Origin of the sequence: Geothrix campi, from assembly GCF_024609265.1 — a bacterium.
GTDB lineage: Bacteria > Acidobacteriota > Holophagae > Holophagales > Holophagaceae > Geothrix > Geothrix campi.
The window spans coordinates 1,271,965-1,291,353 of the sequence record NZ_JANHMP010000001.1 but is presented as its reverse complement, the minus strand read 5'-3'; the positions used below and the strand labels follow the sequence as shown (position 1 = coordinate 1,291,353).

Sequence of the window (19,389 nt, the reverse complement as noted above, 5' to 3'; positions counted from 1 at the left end):
AATGTTTGACCGTCCGAGGTGAGATACGGCCAATCACAGCCCCATTCGATGGCGCCCGAATGCCCCAGACAAACAGAACAGCTGCCCACTGTCGGCACGTAGGTCGCGCCAAGCTGGACGCCCTCGTTCTCCTCTCGGGTCCACGACGTGATCGCCATTCATGACAGCCTGGGTGCCCCCCTGCTGCATTGCAGGGATCTCCTGATGCGAGCCTCCTGTTCGATGCGGTATTCGACGATCCGGCTCCGGTCGGCTTCGGCGAGCGCATGCCGGAGCGACGCGGCGTCAAGATCGCGGCAGTAGGCGGGCGTTCCGGGCTGCTGCCGCCAGGATTCGTCCAGGGTCCCACCGTCGACGAGGTCGAAGCCAAGGTCGTCGACGAGACGAAGCACGGCTGCCTTGGCGTCCGAAGCATTGCCGCAGACCGAGAGCGCGTTCCGTCCCCTTGTTCCCCTCGGAACGCCCTTCTCGAGAAGGCTCTGGGCAAAGATGTTGTTGAAGGCCTTGATCACGGGATGGCCGATCTGCTGCGCGACCCACTGACTATCGAGCATGCCCCGCTCGATCGCCTCGATGCGGCCATCGCGGAGCTCGGGATGATAGTTGCCGATATCGATGACGACCACGCTGTCTGGCAGGCCTGAGAACAGGACCGGCGGAAGCTGGGGGACGGCCTTCGTCGGAATCGCCAGGATGACGACATATCCAGCCAGAGCGGCTTCGGCAACGGACACGGGTGTCGCGCCGACTTCGTCCGCCAGGGCCTTCAGACTTTCGGGACCCCGCCCGTTCGCCATCAGGACCCGATGGCCGAGCCTGGTGAGGTGGCGGGCGAGGACTGCTCCCATGCTGCCTGTGCCGATGATTCCAATCTTGAGATGGGTCATGCCCATACCTCCCTTGTCGTTCGAATGGGTTGCGAGGGCCCGCGCCGGCGCGGATATCCCAGAACCGGCACGGGCCGCCCGCCTAGACCTTCGCGCTTGCAGGTGGTTTGATCACGCCGGGCAAGCCCAGGAGCTTGCGGGCCGTGCCGAGCTGACCCAGATGGTAGGTCTCGTGCATGAAATACAGGCCTACGATCTGGGCCAGCGGCAGGGTGGCCTGGAACGCGGGATGGAATTGCGGCTCATCCCAATCGGCGGAGCCGAAGGCCGCGTTCAAGGCCGCCTGCGTGTCCGCCATGGCGGCTTTGAATTGCGCCAAGGTCCTGGGCACGGTCGCCGTCGGCCTGTAGGCGGACTTGAGAACGTCCCTGAGAAATTGGTGGCGGTATTCCAGGATGTGGTCGAGGTTCCACGTGATGCTGTTCACGTCTTGGGAAGGGGGCTGGTCCGCCTGGCGTTGGGTGACATCAGCCAGGTTCTTCTCCATCAGGACCTCACGATTGATGCTGAAGAGGGTGGTCCAGGGTTGGGACATGGAATCTCCTTGGGAAGGGCACGGTGGCCCGGGTGATGGCTGAATGGGAGATGGCTTCGCCCGCCTTAAGCTGGGGCTTAAGGCCATCGCAGACGAGCGAGCCCGTTTAGGTTTCGACGAAGGCTTTGAGGCGACCCAGGGCGACGTCCCATTCCCTGGACAGGCGCTCCAGGTAGTGGTGGGCATCCTCGAGGCGTTTGGGCTCGAAGGTCCAGATGCGTTCCCTTCCCTGGCGGCTGCTCGTGACGAGCCCCGCCTCGGCCAATACGTCGAGATGCTTGGTGATGGCCTGCCGGGACACCGCGAACTGGCCGCTCAGGCGCGTGACCGTGAGCGGCCCGCCGGCGCAGAGGCTCACGAGCAGGCCCAGGCGCGTCGCGTCCCCCAGGGCGGCGAAGAGCGGCGCCGCATCCTTCAGCCGCGCGGGGGAGAGGGCATCAGCTCGTGACATGGCGTTCAATCCGGGCCATCTGGCTCGTCCAGCCCGCGTCGTTCATGCGGAAGGCCTCGTCGCGCCGGTCCGGGGGCAACTGGTCGAAGCCGGACTCCATCACCTTGAGCAGGGTGCCACCTTCGACCACCTCAAGGCGGAACTCGACGAGGGTCATGGGCTCGACCGAGTAGTCCCGCTTCATATCCATGGGGTAGGGATGCCAACGGTAGGAGAAGAGGGACTCGGGCTCCATGCGTTCGACCCGCATCTCCAGGTGGATGTGCTCGTAGTTGGGATGGGTGATCCGCCCGAAGACCTGCTGGCCGGGCACGAAGCGCCCTTCCAGCTTCATCCCGAACCAGGTGCCGAATTCCTCGGCGTCCGCCAGCGCCTTCCAGACCCGGGTCCGGGGCGCGCGGAGATGGATCTCCTTACTGATGCAGTCGGTGCTCGATGCCGTCATGTGTAACCTCCTGGTTGCATGTTAGGCGAGTTGGGGATTGATGCAACCATTTTGTTGCATTTCTTGTCTATGGTGCATCGAGCCCTATCCATTGCCCCGGCCAAGCCATCTATCTGGCGGTCAGTCCCTCCCGGAGAACCCGCTCCAACTCGGAGCGATTCGCCCTCCAGGCTTGCACCCCCGCCTGGGCGGTCTTGAAATCGAAGGCGGCATCCTTCTCCTCGTAGGCCAGGGCGAGATGCAGTACCCGCCCTGAACTTGTCGCATTCCAGGAAGTCGAGGCCAGGGGATTGTCGTTCTGAAGGCCTCGTAGAAGGGGTGTGGCTGCCTGGGGCAGTGTCCAGGTGGACTTGTAGTGCCAATCCGCGCGATGTCGGACCTGGACCGGGTACACCCGGGCCTTGCCTGGCCTCTGGATGACCCCTGGAAGGGCGGGCAGACCCCAGGCTGGGAGGCTGACCTCGTTGCCCACGCGCCTGGCAGCATCTGGGCAGTGAATCCTGACCTCGATTCGGAAGGGGGTTTCCAGATCCAGGGGATCCCCTACCTTCAAACACTCCAGTCGGGCATTGACGGGGAGGCCGGACAACTCGACTTGAAGTCGCTGCAGCAGCATGTCCACACCGCCATTCAAGGTGGCGAATCGGAGGCCCAATCGGTTGCCTTCCTCAGTCACAGTGATGTCCGCCGCAACTGAACCATCCTCCAGGATGGTGCCCTCCAGATCGAAGGCCACCTTCGGACGTACCGTGGCGGCAGGGGGCACCCGCGCCCAGACGGCCCCATCCGGGGTGCAGATGAGCACGCGGCGATCGCGATGGTCCGCAGGCAGGACTCCCAACGGGCAGAACCGATCGGTCGTGTCCACCAGCAGGAAGCGACCCTGGGGGGTCGCCACCTCCGAGGCCAGTCCGAGACTCTGCCCGATCTGGATGGCGGCGATGACATGGTTGAAGCAATAGGGTGTCACCGCCTGGTCATCCGGGATCTCCGCGTCCTGGATCGCACAGAGTACCGGGAACCCCTTGAACCCGAGCCCTGCGGCTTCGGCCAGAAAACACTCTGCGTGGTCTTTGCAGTCCCCGTTCCGGCGACGCACCACTTCCGGCCCGGACAAGGGCAGCCAGCCCCGGCCAGCGCTTAGGTAGACCTGTTTATAGGTGAGCTCACGGGACATCCAATGGACCAAAGCCTTCAGGCCATCGGCCGAGTTGCCTCCCTTCCGCGGAACCAGGCCGGAAGGGACCATTCCCTCCTGGTAGGTTCTCCAGATCCAAGTGGCCAGGGAGTCCCAGGTATCCAGCAGGGGGGCGGTCCGCAGTTCAGGATCCACGAATGTCACATCGACCCCGGGCAGGAACCCTCGTCCGGCGGGAAAGGATTTCTCGTCTTTGGGAAGGGCCGGGAGGCGGTCAGCCCAGAGGTCCCCTCCGCTGGTCGTCCGTTCCAGCGGGATCCCCCAGGCACCGAACATTCTGGTCGCCACTCTGCATTGCCCTTTGGCCTTGTAGAAGAATTGGCCGGTGTTCAGGAATGCCGCCAGCTCCCAGCGGCGAATGGGCAGGTCCTCCAGAGGGGATACTGTGACGGCGGGACCCAGGATGACGCGGGTGGACGTCTCCCATTCAAAAGCCACCAGGCTCCCCTTGGCCACTCGCGGAATCCAGGCGAAGTTCACCATTGCCTGAGTCGTTTCCCCGTGCCGGTCCGGGTCCAGCTTGGCCATGTCTGATTTGGAAATTTTCACGACTTCTCCATCCGGGCGAAGGTTCCAGCCGCGCAGAGCCGTGATCCGCTCGGATTCCCCCCCCAGCGTCTGCAGAAGGAACAACCTCTCCTGGATGCCCCGTTCCCGCAAGACGCGCACCAGGCGCAATTCCCGGGTCTTGATCTCGCCTTCGCCGGTATAGGTGATTTCCATCCGTTTGAGCAGTACCCAGGCATCAGGGTCGCCGGGGGGCTGTTCGGCCAAGCCGGCCCGAGCCGGTGCCTGCGCCCAGAGGGGAAGGCCGGAGACATCCTGAGCTCCCAGGGACAGCCAGGTGAGGAGAACAAGCAATAGGGATCTCATCGCTGGGTGCTTCTTTCCAGCACGATCCGCCGGGACAGTGCTTCCCGGACCCATTCGATGAATTGCTTGAGTTCGGCGTAGGCTTCCGGCGGGGCGAACAGCTTGCTCACTTCCACTTTCAGCCGGATCTCCAATTGGGTGCTGCCTCCGCCTTTGGTCATGCCCCATTCCCAGGACACTTTGCCAAACCCGTTGGTCTTGTCCATGGCTGCTAGGGGAACCACGGTGTAGCCCTCGGGAATGGCGAACCGGCACCGGGCGGCACGGACGAGCAGGTGATCCAGGAGGATCGGTTCAATCCGGCGCTCAGGCCAGGCCGGAGGAAGAGGCAGGGGACTGGCCATCCCCGGGAACGGATCGAAGGTCAGCCGGTCCGCGAGGTCGAGTTCCCGTTCCCCGGAAGCCTCCCACTCTACGTTCTGGTCGGGGTCCTGGGCGTGACGGACTTTGGTCTGGTTGATCGTCGCCTGCCCGATGGCCTGTTCCAAGCGCTCCTTCAGGGCCCGCTCCTGCTCTGAGGGCTCCAGGGCGAGGAAGCGTTGGCGCTCCTGGTATTCCTCGTAGCCGGAGAAGCCGGTCTTCACCACGAAGCGAGACATCCCCTCAGCGCAGGTTTGCTGGTAGGAATAACTGGAGACATTCCATTGCCCGGGCTGGATCGGGACGATCTCTTTCCGCGCCCTCCAGGTGGGGACGCCAGGTTCCACCAGAATGGCATCAGTACCCTGGAAGCCTGGGAGGATGAGGCCCGGAGCGGCATAGCGGGTCGCAGGATCGAGCCAGAGGGTCTGGCGCGTCGGCGCCTGGATTCCCACCAGCACTTTCTCGAATTGATATACATCCGCTTGTTGATAGTGGAGCAGGACCCGACTTCTGTCTTTGACCAGGGCGAGGGTGGGCTCCAGTCCGGCCTTCCGAGCCAAGGCGAAATAGAGCTTGGCCATCCCCCACCCATCCGTGTAGCCGCGTGTGGCTGCCGCCGCCAGATCATCCGAATCGATGCGCGCCTTTTCCTCCTGGCGGGTCGACTTGGCGGTTTCTTCGAAGGTGGGCTGGCTGACGTTCCGGACTCTCCGTTCCAGCCTCATCAGCAAGGTCGTGGCCTTCTCGAATGGATCTGCGGGAAGGTCCCCCGTCAGTTCCTTGGCCATGGCCTCGAAGCCTCTTCCGGACACAAGATCGGTTTGAAACAGCTGCCTGATGAAGGAATTCGCCACGTCGTTCCAGTAGTCCGCCATACGGCTGTCGGAACCCTTCTTGAGGCCACCGATCTGGAGCCACACATGACAGGAAGGCAGGCCCGCCAGGGATTGCGCCGAGAAGGGAGGGTTCTCCCAAGCGGGGATGTCCTGGAAGGTGAAGCGTCGTAATCCATATTTCTCGGATACATCCAGCGATTTGCCCTTGATGGGAGTGACCGCCAGGCTCCACGAGAAATAGGAAGGCACCTCTACCGTCGCATGCAGCACCTTGAAGGGACCGCCGATGGTCCATTCCGCGGAGAGCCCGAGGCTTTCCGGGAGGACTCGGGTCCGCATCCCTAGGGCGTCTCCACTCGCGTGGTTTCGAAAGCCCACCTTGTCCACCCAACGCAATTCCACGACGCAATCAGAAGTGACGCCCGGAGGGAGGAGGACCTTTATCCTGCGGTCGTGGTAGCCAGGGACGGATTCTGTTTTTTCGTGGAAATCCATGCGCTTGTTGAACGTGATGATCGTCCCGTCGCGCTGGATGGTCCGACCTTCAAAGTCCGTGGACTCCGGAAGCAGTCCACGGATTTCCGCTGCGGCTCTTCCGGCCTCAGAAAGAACCCGGACACGGTAGGTATGTTCGATGCCCATCGGCTTGAAGGACAGGATCTGGTCCAGAACCACAGCACCTTTCACACCCCGGCCAGGATCTTCTTTCATGGCCCAAACTTCTGGTGGGATGGCTGGCCAGTCGGCCCCCCACAGCAGAGTCGCGAAGGTGAACATCAATAAGGTTCTGTTGGTCATCTATACGCCTTTCAAAATGATTTCAAAGGACTGTAACATCGCCACAGCCTGGGGGAGGAGGCTTGGGCCGGTGAGTCCGGATTCAATCCATCCTCAGGCCCGCGAGTTGACCTCCTGATGCCCACTGTTTCTGTGGCCAGCGGGGTCCACAATGTGGGAGAGCGGAATAGCTCAGATCTGGCCGAGGTATACCCGGTTGCCGTTTGGAGGAAAATCTCCGCATGGGAAAGAGGTGCGCCACGATGAAGACCTTTCCCCTGTCGGATGTGTACACCCTGCTGGAGCCTGGGCCGGTGGTGCTGCTGGCCACGGCGCAGCGGGGACGCGCCAACGTCATGGCCATGTCCTGGCACATGATGATGGAGTTCAACCCGCCCCTGGTGGGCTGCCTGGTGAGTGGCGCCAACCACAGCTTCGAGGCCCTGCGGAAGACGCGGGAATGCGTGATCGCGATCCCCGCGGCCGGGCTCGCGAAGCAGGTGGTGAAGGTGGGCAACGCCTCGGGCCGCGACCTGGACAAGTTCGCGGCCTTCGGCCTCACGCCCCTGCCGGCGAAGAAGGTGGCCGCGCCGCTGGTGGCCGAGTGCTTCGCGAACCTGGAGTGCCGGGTTGCGGACACGCGCTTCGTGAACCGCTACAACCTCTTCGTGCTGGAGGTCGTCCAGGCCTGGATCGATCCCGCGCAGAAGAAGCCGAAGACCCTCCACCACCAGGGGTACGGCGTCTTCGCGGTGGATGGCGAGACGATCCGCCTGAAGTCTGGCAAGCCCTGAGGCCCGACCTCTCAGCGTCCGTAGGTGCCCATCCAGGTGCTCTCGGCCAGAATCTTGCCCTTCATCGCCGCGTCCACCTGGGCCCGGCTGGCACCGGCGGGCAGGCCCAGCGGGGCCGAGAGGGCCATGAGGCGGAAGAAGTAGCGGTGGGGCTTCCCCGGCGGCGGCGAGGGCCCGTTCCAGCCCAGGCGGCCCCAGCTGTTCTTGCCCTGGTGGGCGCCCCCCGGAAGATCGGCTGTGCGAGGCTGGTCCTCCGCCAGGGAGCGGGCCGCGCCCGGCAGATCATAGAGGACCCAGTGGACCCAGGTGCCGACGGGGGCGTCGGGATCGTCCACGATCAGCGCGAAGGCGGCGGTGCCTGCGGGCGGCTCGCCCCAGTGGAGGGCCGGGGAGCGGTCGGCGCCGTCGGCGGTGTGGGCCCGGGGAACAGTGCCTCCGTCGGGAAAGGCCGGAATCCGGAGTTCCATGCGGGCCTCCTTCCCCGGTGCCGGCACCAGCAGGACAGGGAGCAGCAGCAGCGGGAGCATGTCCTCAAGGTACGCCGGCCGCCCCGCAGCGCATCAGAATCCATGGGGGATGGTGATCGGGATGCGCTGGTTGCCGAAGGGATGGGACGCAGGCTCGAAGTGCCCGGGAATCACGGTTCCGCAGTTGGGACAGCGCCCTTCTGAGGTGAGTCGGTTCGTTTCGATCCGGTACCAGTCGCGGACGATGAGCGGGGTTCGGCAGGCGGGGCAGCGGGTCGTTCCGCCCGGAATGTCATGCACGTTGCCGGTATAGACGTAGTGGAGCCCCGCGGCGAGGGCTATCTCCCGAGCGCGGGTGAGGGTGGCGGCGGGCGTCCGGGGGACGTCGGTCATCTTGTAGTCCGGGTGGAAGGCGCTGAAGTGCAGGGGGACCTCGGGGCCCAGTTCCCGGGCGATCCATTCCGACAGCGCCGCGACCTCCTCAGTCGAATCGTTCTGGCCGGGGATGAGGAGGGTCGTGATCTCGAGCCAAGTGTCCGTCTCGCGCCGGAGGTACTGGAGGGTGTCCAACACCGGTTGGAGGTGGGCCGCGGAGAGCCGCGCATAGAACCCCTCCGTGAAGGCCTTGAGGTCCACGTTGGCGGCGTCCATCTTCGCGTAGAAGGCCCGCCGGGGCTCGGCGTGCATGTAGCCGGCCGTCACCGCCACCGTGCGGAGGCCCCGCGCGTGGCAGGCATCGGCCACATCCATGGCGTATTCCGCGAAGATTACCGGATCGTTGTAGGTGAAGGCCACGCTGCGGCAGCCTGAGGCGGCGGCAGCCTGGGCGATGTCCTCCGGAGTGGCCCGTTCCATCAAGCGGTCCATGTCCCTCGATTTGCTGATGTCCCAGTTCTGGCAGAACTTGCACATGAGGTTGCAGCCCGCGGTGCCGAAGGACAGCACTTTCGAGCCCGGCAGGAAATGGTTCAGGGGCTTCTTCTCGATGGGATCGATGCAGAATCCGGACGAGCGGCCGTAGGTGGTCAGCACCATTCCGCCCGCCAGGTTCTGCCGGACGAAACAGGCGCCCCGCTGCCCCTCGCCCAGCTTGCAATCGCGAGGGCAGAGATCGCACTGGAGACGCCCATCGTCGAGGCGATGCCACCAGCGGGCGTGATGAGAGACGGAGTCCATCGTGCTACCCCGGGATGCCCACCTCGGCCTCCTCGTGGAAGCGCGTCACCGCGAACCGGGTGATCCGGATTCCGTCATCCCAGAAAGCCATGGGAAGGCCGGCCTTCCGCTTCAGATGGGCCAGGAAGTCCTCGGGTTTGGGCAGCTGATCCCAGACCTGGGGCAGGAAGGCACCCCGCAGCCCCTGCCATTCCAGCACCAGGCCGTCCTCCTCCGGCCGCAGCAGGGTCAGCAGCTGCGCCTGGCTGTTGAAGTGGAGCGGTTCGAGGGCGGAGAGCAGGGACACCTCCATCCTGAGGTCGGCGAATTCGCTGCGGGCCAGAGGCGGGAACCGGGGGTCGTGGAAGGCGGCCTGTCGGGCATTCTCGGCCACATCCTCGCCGAGGGGGCGTCGCGGCTCCAGGGTGCCCATGCAGCCCCGAAGCTGGCCCAGGCGGTGGAGGGTGACGAAGGTGGCGGCGGGTTCATCGAGCCAGCTGGCGGTCGGAACCGGCGACGCCGCCATGCCGAACCTTTCCGCGATGGCGCTGCGGGCGATCCACAGCAGGGTGGGACCCCAGTCAATGCTCGTGTGCGGATGCGTCATGGGGGCCCTCCTGGACGAACGCGAAGGCGGCATAACCCACCACCCGGTCGTGGTCCCCGGCCGTATCCCCGGAGTTGCGCAGGTCCATCAGGTGGGGCGTCAGCCGGTGGCGCCGGGCGGCCAACAGCAGCCCATTCACCGCGGTGGCCCCGCAGGCCTGCTCGTGGCTGGCCAGCAGCTCCAGGTCCGAAATGCTGGCGCAGGTGCGGCGGTCCAGCTGCTGCGCACGGTCATAGGGAAGGTAGTGGGACAGATCCGAGCTCACGACGATCAGCGTTTCCAGCCCGCCCCACAACGTTTCGATGGCTTCCGCCACAGCCTCTGCGGAAGCCCGGCCCACGGCCAGCGGCACCAGCTGGAAGGTCCCCAGGGTCTGCTGAAGGAAGGGCAGTTGCACCTCGAGCGAATGCTCCCGGGCGTGAGCCTCCGGGTTGGTGGTCACTGCAGCCAGGGGCCGGAGGCGCTCCGCGGCCTCACCATCCACGGGGACCCGGCCGAGCGGTGTGTCAAAGGCCGCCGCTCCAGGCAGGGCCAAGCCGGATACCGGCACGTAGTGGGCGGGGCCCAGCAGCACCACCCGCTGGATGATGCCCCGCAGACGGCTCAAGGGGGCGTAGGCGCTGGCGGCGATGGGCCCGGAATAGATGTAGCCCGCGTGGGGGACGATCAAGGCCTTGGGTGGGCCGAGCCAAGCGTTCGCCCCGGCCGCATCGGCGAACATCGCCTGGATGGTGCGGCCCAACTCGCCACTCTCCCGAGGGTAGAAAATCCCGGCCACCGCAGCCGCCCGGACATCCAGCGTCGTGTCCATGCCGCAAAAATAACCCCCTGGCCGGATGGGGCCAGGGGAAATCAGGGCTTTGGCAGCAGCAGGACCAGCACGCGAGGCGGACTCCCCGCCTTGGGCAGGGGCAGAGACCAGACTTTTCCCTGGAATTCCTGGGAGAGCAGCGTGACGTGGAGCTGCCCGGTGTGGCTGGCCACCTTCAGATCAAAGGGAACCGCCCTGGTCTGGAAGGCTGTGAAGTCGCCAGCCCGGTTGATCTCGAAAGGTTTCTGCTCCCCGGGGCCCGGATCCATGGGCCTGATGCTGATCTTGGACGGCAGTGCCTGGCCTGGGCGATCGTTCAGAACTCGAAGGTCGGGCCGCTCAGGGTCTGGGCATCGAGGATCTGACCCTGAGCGTCCAGGGTGACGAGGCCCTGGGCCTGGCGGGGCGTCATCTGGCCGATCTGCTGGAGGGCCTGGCCGCGGAGTTCGGGGCTGCCACCCTCAGCGCTCTCGAAGAACACGGCGCCCACGCGGTAGGTCTGCTTGGCGTCCTGCATGAGGTGCAGCTCGCGGAGCTGGCGCTCGTCCACGGGGCTGGGGGCGTCGGTCATGAGGCAGCGGGCCTGGGCCGTCTTGGGGAAGGCGATGACCTCGCGGATATTGTCCACGCCCGCCAGCAGCATCACCAGGCGGTCCAGTCCGAGAGCCAGGCCGCCGTGGGGCGGGGCGCCGTAGCTGAGGGCGTCGAGCAGGAAGCCGAACTTGGCGCGGGCCTCTTCCTCGCCGATGCCGATGGCGCGGAACATGCGGCTCTGGGTCTCCGCGTCATGGATGCGGATGCTGCCGCCGCCCACCTCGAAGCCGTTGAGCACCAAGTCGTAGGCCACGGCGCGGCACCGGCCGGGATCGGTGTCGAGAAGGTCCAGGTCGTCCGGGTGGGGACTGGTGAAGGGGTGGTGGCAGGCCACGTACCGGCCGCCCTCCCCGTCGTCCTCGCCGCTCCACTCCAGCAGGGGAAAGTCCACGACCCAGAGGAAGTTGAAACAGGATTCGTCTAGCATCCCGAACTGTCGGGCCAGGCGGAGGCGCAGCTCGCCCAGCACACGACTGGTCTGGGGGTTCGTGCCCACGGCGAAGATGGCGAGGCCCTCGCCGTCGACGCCGAGGCTCTGCTTCAGGGCCGCTTCGTCCGCGGGCTCCAGGAACTTCTTGAAGCTGCTGGCGAGGCCGTCCTTGCCCCACTTGGCGTAGGGGAGGCCGCCCGCGCCCAGCTGCTTGGCGGTTTCACCCAGCTCGTCCAGCTGCTTGCGGCTCAGCAACCCCGCGGCCTCACCGGGGAAGAACAGGGCCCGGACGCGGCGCTGGCCCTGGCTCTCGGCGGCGGCGCGGAAGAGGTTGAAGCCGCTGGCGGCGAAGAGGCCAGTGACGTCCTGGATCTTGAGGCCACAGCGGAGGTCCGGCTTGTCGGAGCCGTACCACTCCATGGCATCCCGGTAGGGCAGGCGGGGGAAGGGCGCGGTGACGTCCTTGCCGACCATCTTGGCCAGCTTCACCATCAACGGCTCGATGACGCCTTGCACGTCCTCCTGACGCACGAAGCTCATCTCGATGTCGATCTGGGTGAACTCGGGCTGACGGTCGGCGCGCAGGTCCTCGTCCCGGAAGCAGCGGCAGATCTGGACGTAGCGCTCGAAGCCGCTCACCTGGAGCAGCTGCTTGAAGAGCTGGGGGCTCTGGGGCAGGGCGAAGAACTCGCCAGGGTGGACGCGGCTGGGCACCAGGTAGTCCCGGGCGCCCTCGGGCGTGGACTTGGTGAGGATGGGTGTCTCGACCTCGATGAACTCCAGCTCCCGGAAGTGGTTCCGGGTGAGGTTCGCCACCTCGCTGCGGAGGATCATGTTGCGCTGGAGCTGCTCGCGGCGCAGATCCAGGAAGCGGTAGGTCAGGCGCAGGTCCTCGCCCACGCCCTCGTCTTCCAGGGGGAAGGGCAGGGGGGCGGCGGTGTTGAGGATCTTCAGGCCCGTGAGACGGATCTCGATGTCACCGGTGGGCATGTTGGGGTTCTTGCTCTCCCGTTCGGCCACCACGCCTTCGACGGCCAGCACGAACTCGCTGCGCACGGCCTTGAGCCGGGCCAGCAGCTCGGGGTCGGCGGTCTCCTCGTTGGCCACCAGCTGCACCAGGCCCCAGCGGTCACGCAGATCCAGGAACACCAGGGAGCCGAGGTTGCGCACGCGGCGGCACCAGCCGAGCAGGCGCACGGGTTGGCCCGCGTGGTCGAGGCGCAGGTCGCCGTTGCGGTGGGTGCGTTGGAAGTCGCCGAGCCGATCGAGTTTCATAGCCCTACAGGATCGCACCCCGAGGGGACCGGCTCAAGCGGGGAGGCCGCCAGAAGGCCCGCGGAAGGCGGTGTGGGCTCCTGCGGCTTTCCGGATGGCTCGTCGCTTCGGGCGGCTGGATTCCCGGGTCGGCGAGAACTCCAGGCGAAGGAGGCCCTCTCCCGGCACTTTCTCGAGGAGGATGTCCTGCCTCACTTCGAGGGTGATCCAGGTCCCGCCGGAGCCCTGCACGGAGGCCCGGAACCCGTTGGGCCCCGCATGGCATTCGTAGCGGTCGGCCTTGGGCCGCGGGTCCGGCAGACTGGCGAACTGGGGCCGGAAGGCGCGCACCTGTTCGAGGAACGCCTCCTCGGTGGGGTATCTCCTCGCCAGCGCCGGGTTGGCCCGATAGAGCCGCCCGGCCTCGGCATCGGTCTGCAACCGCAGGGCAACCCGGCGGATCACCGGCCAGGCCTGGGCCTCGACCGTCTTCGACTGGCCGAAGAGGAACAGCACCAGGACGATGGGGATGGCCAGAATCCCCATCGCCACCTTCAGACCCAGGGAAGTGCCCCGGCGGGATGGCTGGGGTGCTTCCCTGGACCAGCCCCCAGAGGCCAAGGCGCCCTCAGCCTTCGATGACGGGGGCGACGGCGCGCCGGGAAGCCCGGAACCGCTCCCATCGCAGCCGCGCCCGGTCCATGTAGAGGTAGATGACCGGGGTGGTGTAGAGGGTCAGGAGCTGGCTGAAGAGGAGGCCGCCCACGATGGCGATGCCCAGGGGCTGCCGCAGCTCGGAGCCCGTGCCCATGCCGATGGCCAGGGGCAGGCCCCCCAGCATGGCCGCCATGGTGGTCATGGTGATGGGGCGGAAACGCAGCAGGCAGGCCTGGAAGATGGATTCCTCCGGGGTCCTGCCCTCCCGGCGCTCCACCTCGATGGCGAAGTCGATCATGAGGATGGCGTTCTTCTTCACGATGCCGATGAGCAGGATGATGCCGATGAAGGCGATGACGCTCAGCTCTGTGCGGAAGGCCAGCAGGGCCAGCAGGGCCCCCACGCCCGCCGAGGGCAGGGTGGAGAGGATGGTCAGCGGGTGGATGAGGCTTTCGTACAGCACCCCCAGCACGATGTAGACCACCAGCAGGGCCGCCGCCAGCAGCAGCGGCTGGTTCGACAGCGAGGCCTTGAAGGCCTGGGCCGTGCCCATGAAGCTGCCGCGGATCGTGCCGGGCAGGCGGATCTCCTGCTGGGCCTTGTCGATGGCCGCCACCGCATCGCCCAGGGCCACGCCCGGAGGCAGGTTGAAGGACAGGGTCACGGAGGGCTGCTGGCCCTGGTGGTTCACCGAGAGGGCCGTGTTCCGCCGTTCCAGGCGCGTGAAGGCGCTGAGGGGCACCAGGTTCCCGGAGGTGGACCGCACGTAGGTATGGCGCAGGCCGTCGGGGGTCTGCATGAAGGGCGTGTCCACCTCCATCACCACGTGGTACTGGTTCAGGGTGGTGTAGATGGTGGAGACGAAGCGCTGCCCGAAGGCGTCGTAGAGGGTGCTGTCGATGGCCTGGGGGGTGATGCCCAGCCGGGAGGCGGTGGCGCGGTCGATGACCAGCGAGGCTTCGAGGCCCTTGTTCTGCAGATCCGTGTTGGCATCCGCCAGCTGGGGCACCGTGCGGAGCTTCTGGAGCACCCTGGGCGCCCAGTCGAAGAGCTCGCGGGCATCGTCGCCCTGGAGGGTGTACTGGTACTGGGAGCTGGAGGGCCGCCCGCCGATGCGGATGTCCTGGACGGGCTGCATGTAGAGGGTGCCGCCGGGCAGGTGGGCCGTCTTCCCCCGCAGGCGGGCGATGACCTGGTCGGCGGTCTCCTTCCGCTGGTCGTTGGGTTTCAGGGAGGCGAACATGCGGCCCGTGTTGCCCCCGCCAATGAAGGCCGTGACGTTTTCCACGGCGGGATCGGCCTGCACGATGGCGACGTACCCCGTCATCAGCTTCTCCATGCCCGCGAAGGAGATGTCCTGGGCGGCCTGGATGGAGCCGGTGAGGCGCCCCGTGTCCTGCTGGGGGAAGAAGCCCTTGGGGATGACCACGTAGAGGCCCACTGTGGCGAGCATGGTCCCCAGGGCCACGCCCAGCGTGAAGCGTTGGTGCCGCAGCACCCAGGCCAGCGAGGTCTCGTAGTGCCCCATGATCCACTGGAAGGCGCGTTCCGTGGCCATGAAGACCCTGCCGTGGCGCTCCTCGCTGTGGGGGCGGAGCAGGCGGGAGCACATCATGGGCGTGGTGGTGAGGGACACCACCATGGACACCAGGATGGCCACGGAGAGCGTCACGGCGAACTCGCGGAAGAGCCGGCCCACGATGCCGCCCATGAGCAGGATGGGGATGAACACGGCGATGAGCGAGATGCTGATGGAGACCACCGTGAAGCCGATCTCTTTGGCGCCGTGGAGGGCCGCCTCCATGGGCTGCATGCCGCCTTCGAGGTGGCGCGTGATGTTCTCCACCACCACGATGGCGTCATCCACCACGAAGCCCGTGGCCACGGTGAGCGCCATCAGGGACAGGTTGTCGATGGTGTAGCCCAGCATGTACATGGCACCGAAGGTGCCGATGAGCGAGATGGGTACCGCCACGCTGGGGATGAGCGTGGAGCGCACGCTGCGCAGGAAGACGAACACCACCAGGATCACCAGCCCGATGGAGATGCTCATGGCCACCTGAACATCCTTCACCGAGGCGCGGATGGTGCGGGTGGCATCGATGAGCACCTTCAGCTCGATGGTGGGCGGCAGCGAGGCCTGGAGCTGGGGGAGGATGGCGCGCACCCGGTCCACGGTCTCGATGATGTTGGCGTCCGGCTGGCGGAAGATGGGCACGATGATGGCGGGGACACCGTTCGAGAGGCCCCGGTTGCGGACGTTCTCCACGGAATCCGTGACCGTGGCCACGTCCGACAGGCGCACGGCATTGCCGTTCCGGTACCGCACGATCAGCGGCTGGTAATCCGCGGCCTTCATCAGCTGGTCCGTCGTGGACAGGGACCAGGCGGTCGTGCTGTTAGAGAGATCCCCTTTCGGCCGGTTGATGTTGGCCCCGGCGATGGCCAGGCGGACGTCCTCCAGGGCCATGCCCTGGGCGTTGAGGACCGCCGGATTCACGTCCACGCGCACGGCGGGCAGGGCGCCACCCCAGACGAAGACCTGGCCGACGCCCTGGATCTGGGAGAGCTTCTGCTGGAGCACCGAGGAGGCCACATCGTACATGCGCTCCCGGGGGATCAGGTTCGAGGTCAGCGCCAGCATGAGGATGGGCGAATCCGCGGGATTCACCTTCCGGTACGAGGGGTTGTTCGGCAGATTGGAGGGCAGGTCGCCCCGGGCGGCGTTGATGGCTGCCTGCACGTCCCGGCCCGCCGCATCAATATTCCGGCTGAGATCGAACTGGAGGGTGATGTTCGTCCCGCCTAGGGAACTGGCCGAGGTCATCTCCGTGATGCCGGCAATGCGCCCGAACTGGCGCTCCAGGGGTGTGGCCACGGACGAGGCCATGGTCTCAGGGCTCGCACCAGGCAGCCCCGCGGAGACCTGGATGGTGGGGAACTCCACCTGGGGCAGGGGCGAGACAGGGAGGAACGTGTAGGCGATGGCACCCATGAGGGCCAGGGCCACCGTCAGTAGCGTGGTGGCCACCGGGCGGTGGATGAAGGGGGTGGAGATGCTCACGGCTTGGCCTCCAGGCGTTCCGCCTGGAGGTATGCGCCGCTGGCGCGGCGCGGAGAGATGGGGTGGGCGAGGCCGTTCATGACTCAGACATTTCAGGCGAAGCTTCTTCTGCGCCGCGCCAGCGGCGCAGCCTCCGCGCGAGACGGTCGAACGCGAGATAGATCACGGGGGTGGTGTAGAGCGTGAGGATCTGGCTGAAGATGAGGCCGCCCACGATGGCGATGCCCAGGGGGCGCCGCAGCTCGGCGCCCACGCCGGTGCCCAGCGCCAGGGGGACGCCGCCCAGCAGGGCCGCCATGGTGGTCATGATGATGGGCCGGAAGCGCAGCAGGGAGGCCTGGTAGATGGCCTCTTCTGGAGGCAGGCCGTTCTTGCGTTCGGCCTCCAGCGCGAAGTCGATCATCATGATGGCGTTCTTCTCGACGATGCCGATGAGCAGGATGATGCCGATGAGCGCGATGACGCTGAAATCCGTGCGGCAGAGCATGAGCGAGAGCAGGGCGCCCACACCCGCCGAGGGCAGCGTCGACAGGATCGTGATGGGGTGGATGTAGCTTTCATACAGCACGCCCAGCAGGATGTAGACCGTCAGCACCGCGGCGAGAATGAGGAACGGCGTGTTCGTGAGCGAGGCGCCGAAGGCCTGGGCCGTACCCTGGAAGCCCGCCTTGATGCTGGGCGGCAGATCGATGTCACTCCGCACCTTCTGGATGGCCTTCACCGCGTCGCCAAGGGAGGCGCCCGGAGCCAGGTTGAAGGACACGGTGGCCGTGGGGAACTGGCCCTGGTGGTTCACAGCCAGAGGGGCCGTGATGGTCTCGATGCGGGTGAAGGCGCTGAGGGGCACGGATCCGCCGGAGGCCGAGCGCACGTAGATCGCCTGGAGATCCTCCGGCCGCTGGTACTGGCCGGGGTGGGCCTCCAGCACCACGCGGTACTGGTTCAGCTGGGTGAACATGGTGGAGACCTGCCGCTGGCCGAAGGCATCATAGAGCGCGTCATCCAGCATCTGGGGTGTGATGCCCAGGCGGGAAGCCGTCGCGCGGTCGAGGGTGATACGGACCTGGAGGCCGGCGTTCTGCTGGTCGCTGGCCACTTCGCGCAGTTCAGGGAGAGCGGACAGCCGGTCCACGAACTTCGGCACCCATTCCCCCAGCTCCCTGGGATCGGCATCCTCCAGGGTGTACTGGTACTGGGTCCGGCTGACCCGGTCCTCCACGGTGAGATCCTGGACCGGTTGGAGGTAGAGCCGGATGCCTTCCACCCGGGCCAGTTCGGGCTGCAGGCGGTGGATGACCTCGGTGGCGCTGAGGCCGCGCTCCTCCAAGGGCTTCAGGTTGATCTGGATGCGCCCGCTGTTGAGGGTGGTGTTGGTGCCGTCGATGCCGATGAAGGACGACAGGCTTTCCACGGCCGGATCCTTGAGGATCTCGGTGGCGAGGGCCTGTTGCCGCTCGGCCATGGCCACGAAGGACACGGTCTGCGGGGCCTCGGAAATGCCCAGGAGCACGCCCGTGTCCTGCACGGGGAAGAAGCCCTTGGGGATGACCAGGTAGAGCAGCACGGTGGAGGCGAGGGTGGCCACAGCGACCACCAGGGTGCCGGTCTGGTGCTTGAGCACCCAGGTGAGGGTGCGGCCGTAGAAGGCGATGATCCGCTGGAAGACACGTTCCGAGGACTGGTAGAAGCGGCCCTGCTCAGCTTCCGGTGTGTGCTTCAGCAGCTTGGCGCACATCATCGGCGTGAGCGTGAGCGACACCACCGCGGACACCAGGATGGTGACGCTGAGGGTGACGGCGAACTCCCGGAAGAGCCGGCCGACGATGTCGCCCATGAAGAGCAGGGGGATGAGCACCGCGATGAGCGAGACGGTCAGGGACAGGATGGTGAAGCCGATTTGGCCCGAGCCCTTCAGCGCCGCCTGGAGGGGCGGCTCGCCCTCCTCGATGTAGCGCATGATGTTCTCGATCATCACGATGGCGTCGTCCACCACGAAGCCCGTGGAGATCGTCAGGGCCATGAGCGTGAGATTGTTCAGGCTGTAGCCCAGCAGGTACATCACGGCGAAGGTGCCCACCAGGGACAGCGGCACCGCGACGCTGGGGATGATGGTGGCGGCGAAGGTTCTGAGGAACAGGAAGATCACCATGACCACTAGGGCGATGGTGAGCATCAGCGTGAATTCCACATCGGCCACGGAGGCCCGGATGGTGACGGTGCGGTCCGTGAGGATGTGGAGTTCGACCGCCGCCGGCAGGGAGGCCCGGAGCTGGGGCATCAGCTCCTTCACCCGGTCCACGACGGCGATGATGTTGGCGCCGGGCTGGCGCTGGATGTTGAGGATGACCGCGGGCGTGCGGTTCATCCAGGCGGCGAGCCGCGCATTCTCCACGTCGTCAGCGACGGTGGCCACCTCGGACAGGGTCACCGGCGCGCCGTTCTTGTAGGCCACGATGAGGGGCCGGTAGTCCTCGCTGGACAGCAGCTGGTCGTTGGCCCCGATGGCGTAGGCCTGGCGCAGGCCGTCGAAGCTGCCCTTGGCCTGGTTCACGTTGCTCTGGGCCACCGCCGTGCGGACATCGCCCAGGGTGAGACCCTTGGCGGCCAGATCCGCGGGGTTGGCCTGGATGCGGACAGCGGGTTTCTGACCGCCACTGATGCTGACGAGGCCCACGCCGGGCAGCTGCGAGATCTTCTGGGCCAGGCGCGTGTCCGCGAAATCCTCCACCTTCGAGAGGGGCAGGGTCTTCGACGTGAGGGCCAGGGTGAGGATGGGCGCATCGGCCGGGTTGATCTTGCTGTAGATGGGTGGGTTGGGGAGGTCGCGGGGGAGGTAGGTGCCTGCGGCGTTCACGGCCGCCTGCACTTGCTGCTCGGCCACGTCGATGTTTAGGTCCAGCACGAACTGGAGGGTGATGATCGAGCTGCCCCCGGAACTGGAGGAGGACATGCGGTTCAGGCCCGGGAGCTGGCCGAACTGGCGCTCCAGCGGAGCGGTGATGGCGGAGGCCATCACATCGGGGCTGGCGCCGGGATAGAAGGTGACCACCTGGATGGTGGGATAGTCCACCTGGGGTAGGGCCGAGACCGGGAGCTGGCGGAAGGCCAGCAGGCCCACCAGGAGCAGCCCGGCCATCAGCAGCGAGGTCGCGATCGGCCGGAGGATGAAGGGCCGGGATGGGTTCATCGGG

General features: G+C 66.2%; 16 protein-coding genes. 1 reads left to right on the top strand and 15 read right to left on the bottom strand.

The features are described from left to right. Window positions 1-158: 158 nt before the first annotated feature. The 6 genes from NOV65_RS05910 to NOV65_RS05885 form a co-directional block, all read right to left on the bottom strand. Window positions 159-944: an NADPH-dependent F420 reductase gene (locus NOV65_RS05910; RefSeq protein ID WP_425250839.1), complete on the bottom strand. Its 786-nt coding sequence runs from the start codon at window positions 942-944 to the stop codon at window positions 159-161. A 25-nt stretch (window positions 945-969) separates the two neighbouring features. After that, entirely contained in the window at window positions 970-1,422 is a 453-nt protein-coding gene (locus tag NOV65_RS05905) for a DinB family protein (protein WP_257305084.1), read from the bottom strand. A gap of 106 nt (window positions 1,423-1,528) precedes the next feature. After that, the gene (locus NOV65_RS05900; RefSeq protein ID WP_257305083.1) at window positions 1,529-1,873 is read right to left on the bottom strand and encodes an ArsR/SmtB family transcription factor; all 345 of its coding nucleotides are present in this window, start codon (window positions 1,871-1,873) and stop codon (window positions 1,529-1,531) included. Then, window positions 1,860-2,318: an SRPBCC family protein gene (locus tag NOV65_RS05895; RefSeq protein WP_257305081.1), complete on the bottom strand. Its 459-nt coding sequence runs from the start codon at window positions 2,316-2,318 to the stop codon at window positions 1,860-1,862. Before NOV65_RS05895 ends, NOV65_RS05900 begins: the two co-directional genes overlap by 14 nt. A gap of 109 nt (window positions 2,319-2,427) precedes the next feature. Continuing rightward, window positions 2,428-4,377: a hypothetical protein gene (locus tag NOV65_RS05890; protein WP_257305080.1), complete on the bottom strand. Its 1,950-nt coding sequence runs from the start codon at window positions 4,375-4,377 to the stop codon at window positions 2,428-2,430. 8 nt (window positions 4,378-4,385) lie between these two features. Next, entirely contained in the window at window positions 4,386-6,299 is a 1,914-nt protein-coding gene (locus NOV65_RS05885; RefSeq protein WP_257305079.1) for a DUF3857 domain-containing protein, read from the bottom strand. 329 nt (window positions 6,300-6,628) lie between these two features. On the opposite strand from NOV65_RS05885, the gene NOV65_RS05880 reads away from it, so the two are divergent. Next, the gene (locus NOV65_RS05880; protein ID WP_257305078.1) at window positions 6,629-7,159 is read left to right on the top strand and encodes a flavin reductase family protein; all 531 of its coding nucleotides are present in this window, start codon (window positions 6,629-6,631) and stop codon (window positions 7,157-7,159) included. Between the two features lie 11 nt (window positions 7,160-7,170). Here the strand turns inward: NOV65_RS05880 and NOV65_RS05875 are convergent, their stop codons facing one another. From NOV65_RS05875 to NOV65_RS05835, 9 genes are all read right to left on the bottom strand, one after another. Beyond that, window positions 7,171-7,686, bottom strand: a complete 516-nt coding sequence (locus NOV65_RS05875) for a YbhB/YbcL family Raf kinase inhibitor-like protein (RefSeq protein WP_257305076.1) — start codon at window positions 7,684-7,686, stop codon at window positions 7,171-7,173. Between the two features lie 33 nt (window positions 7,687-7,719). Then, window positions 7,720-8,802 (bottom strand): AmmeMemoRadiSam system radical SAM enzyme, encoded by a 1,083-nt coding sequence (gene amrS / locus NOV65_RS05870; RefSeq protein WP_257305074.1) that lies wholly within the window; start codon window positions 8,800-8,802, stop codon window positions 7,720-7,722. A gap of 4 nt (window positions 8,803-8,806) precedes the next feature. Continuing rightward, on the bottom strand, window positions 8,807-9,388 hold the full coding sequence (gene amrA / locus NOV65_RS05865; protein WP_257305073.1) for an AmmeMemoRadiSam system protein A: 582 nt from the start codon (window positions 9,386-9,388) through the stop codon (window positions 8,807-8,809). After that, the gene (gene amrB, locus NOV65_RS05860) at window positions 9,363-10,199 is read right to left on the bottom strand and encodes an AmmeMemoRadiSam system protein B (protein WP_257305072.1); all 837 of its coding nucleotides are present in this window, start codon (window positions 10,197-10,199) and stop codon (window positions 9,363-9,365) included. The genes amrA and amrB overlap by 26 nt, the downstream gene beginning before the upstream one ends. 41 nt (window positions 10,200-10,240) lie before the next feature. After that, the gene (locus tag NOV65_RS05855) at window positions 10,241-10,468 is read right to left on the bottom strand and encodes a hypothetical protein (RefSeq protein ID WP_257305071.1); all 228 of its coding nucleotides are present in this window, start codon (window positions 10,466-10,468) and stop codon (window positions 10,241-10,243) included. 47 nt (window positions 10,469-10,515) lie between these two features. Beyond that, the gene (gene aspS, locus NOV65_RS05850; protein ID WP_257305069.1) at window positions 10,516-12,498 is read right to left on the bottom strand and encodes an aspartate--tRNA ligase; all 1,983 of its coding nucleotides are present in this window, start codon (window positions 12,496-12,498) and stop codon (window positions 10,516-10,518) included. Window positions 12,499-12,531: 33 nt separating this feature from the next. Then, on the bottom strand, window positions 12,532-13,023 hold the full coding sequence (locus NOV65_RS05845) for a hypothetical protein (RefSeq protein WP_257305068.1): 492 nt from the start codon (window positions 13,021-13,023) through the stop codon (window positions 12,532-12,534). Window positions 13,024-13,105: 82 nt separating this feature from the next. Next, the gene (locus tag NOV65_RS05840) at window positions 13,106-16,198 is read right to left on the bottom strand and encodes a multidrug efflux RND transporter permease subunit (RefSeq protein ID WP_257305067.1); all 3,093 of its coding nucleotides are present in this window, start codon (window positions 16,196-16,198) and stop codon (window positions 13,106-13,108) included. Between the two features lie 76 nt (window positions 16,199-16,274). Further along, complete coding sequence (locus tag NOV65_RS05835; protein ID WP_257305066.1) at window positions 16,275-19,385, bottom strand: MdtB/MuxB family multidrug efflux RND transporter permease subunit; 3,111 nt, start codon at window positions 19,383-19,385, stop codon at window positions 16,275-16,277. Window positions 19,386-19,389 lie beyond the last annotated feature (4 nt).

Coding starts and splice junctions, on each gene's coding strand:
- NOV65_RS05905 (WP_257305084.1), bottom strand. CDS start 1,422: ATGTCCCAACCCTGGACCACCCTCTTCAGCATCAATCGTGAGGTCCTG.
- NOV65_RS05900 (WP_257305083.1), bottom strand. CDS start 1,873: ATGTCACGAGCTGATGCCCTCTCCCCCGCGCGGCTGAAGGATGCGGCG.
- NOV65_RS05895 (WP_257305081.1), bottom strand. CDS start 2,318: ATGACGGCATCGAGCACCGACTGCATCAGTAAGGAGATCCATCTCCGC.
- NOV65_RS05885 (WP_257305079.1), bottom strand. CDS start 6,299: ATGAAAGAAGATCCTGGCCGGGGTGTGAAAGGTGCTGTGGTTCTGGAC.
- NOV65_RS05880 (WP_257305078.1), top strand. CDS start 6,629: ATGAAGACCTTTCCCCTGTCGGATGTGTACACCCTGCTGGAGCCTGGG.
- NOV65_RS05875 (WP_257305076.1), bottom strand. CDS start 7,686: ATGCTCCCGCTGCTGCTGCTCCCTGTCCTGCTGGTGCCGGCACCGGGG.
- amrS (WP_257305074.1), bottom strand. CDS start 8,802: ATGGACTCCGTCTCTCATCACGCCCGCTGGTGGCATCGCCTCGACGAT.
- amrA (WP_257305073.1), bottom strand. CDS start 9,388: ATGACGCATCCGCACACGAGCATTGACTGGGGTCCCACCCTGCTGTGG.
- amrB (WP_257305072.1), bottom strand. CDS start 10,199: ATGGACACGACGCTGGATGTCCGGGCGGCTGCGGTGGCCGGGATTTTC.
- NOV65_RS05855 (WP_257305071.1), bottom strand. CDS start 10,468: ATGGATCCGGGCCCCGGGGAGCAGAAACCTTTCGAGATCAACCGGGCT.
- aspS (WP_257305069.1), bottom strand. CDS start 12,498: ATGAAACTCGATCGGCTCGGCGACTTCCAACGCACCCACCGCAACGGC.
- NOV65_RS05845 (WP_257305068.1), bottom strand. CDS start 13,023: ATGGGGATTCTGGCCATCCCCATCGTCCTGGTGCTGTTCCTCTTCGGC.
- NOV65_RS05835 (WP_257305066.1), bottom strand. CDS start 19,385: ATGAACCCATCCCGGCCCTTCATCCTCCGGCCGATCGCGACCTCGCTG.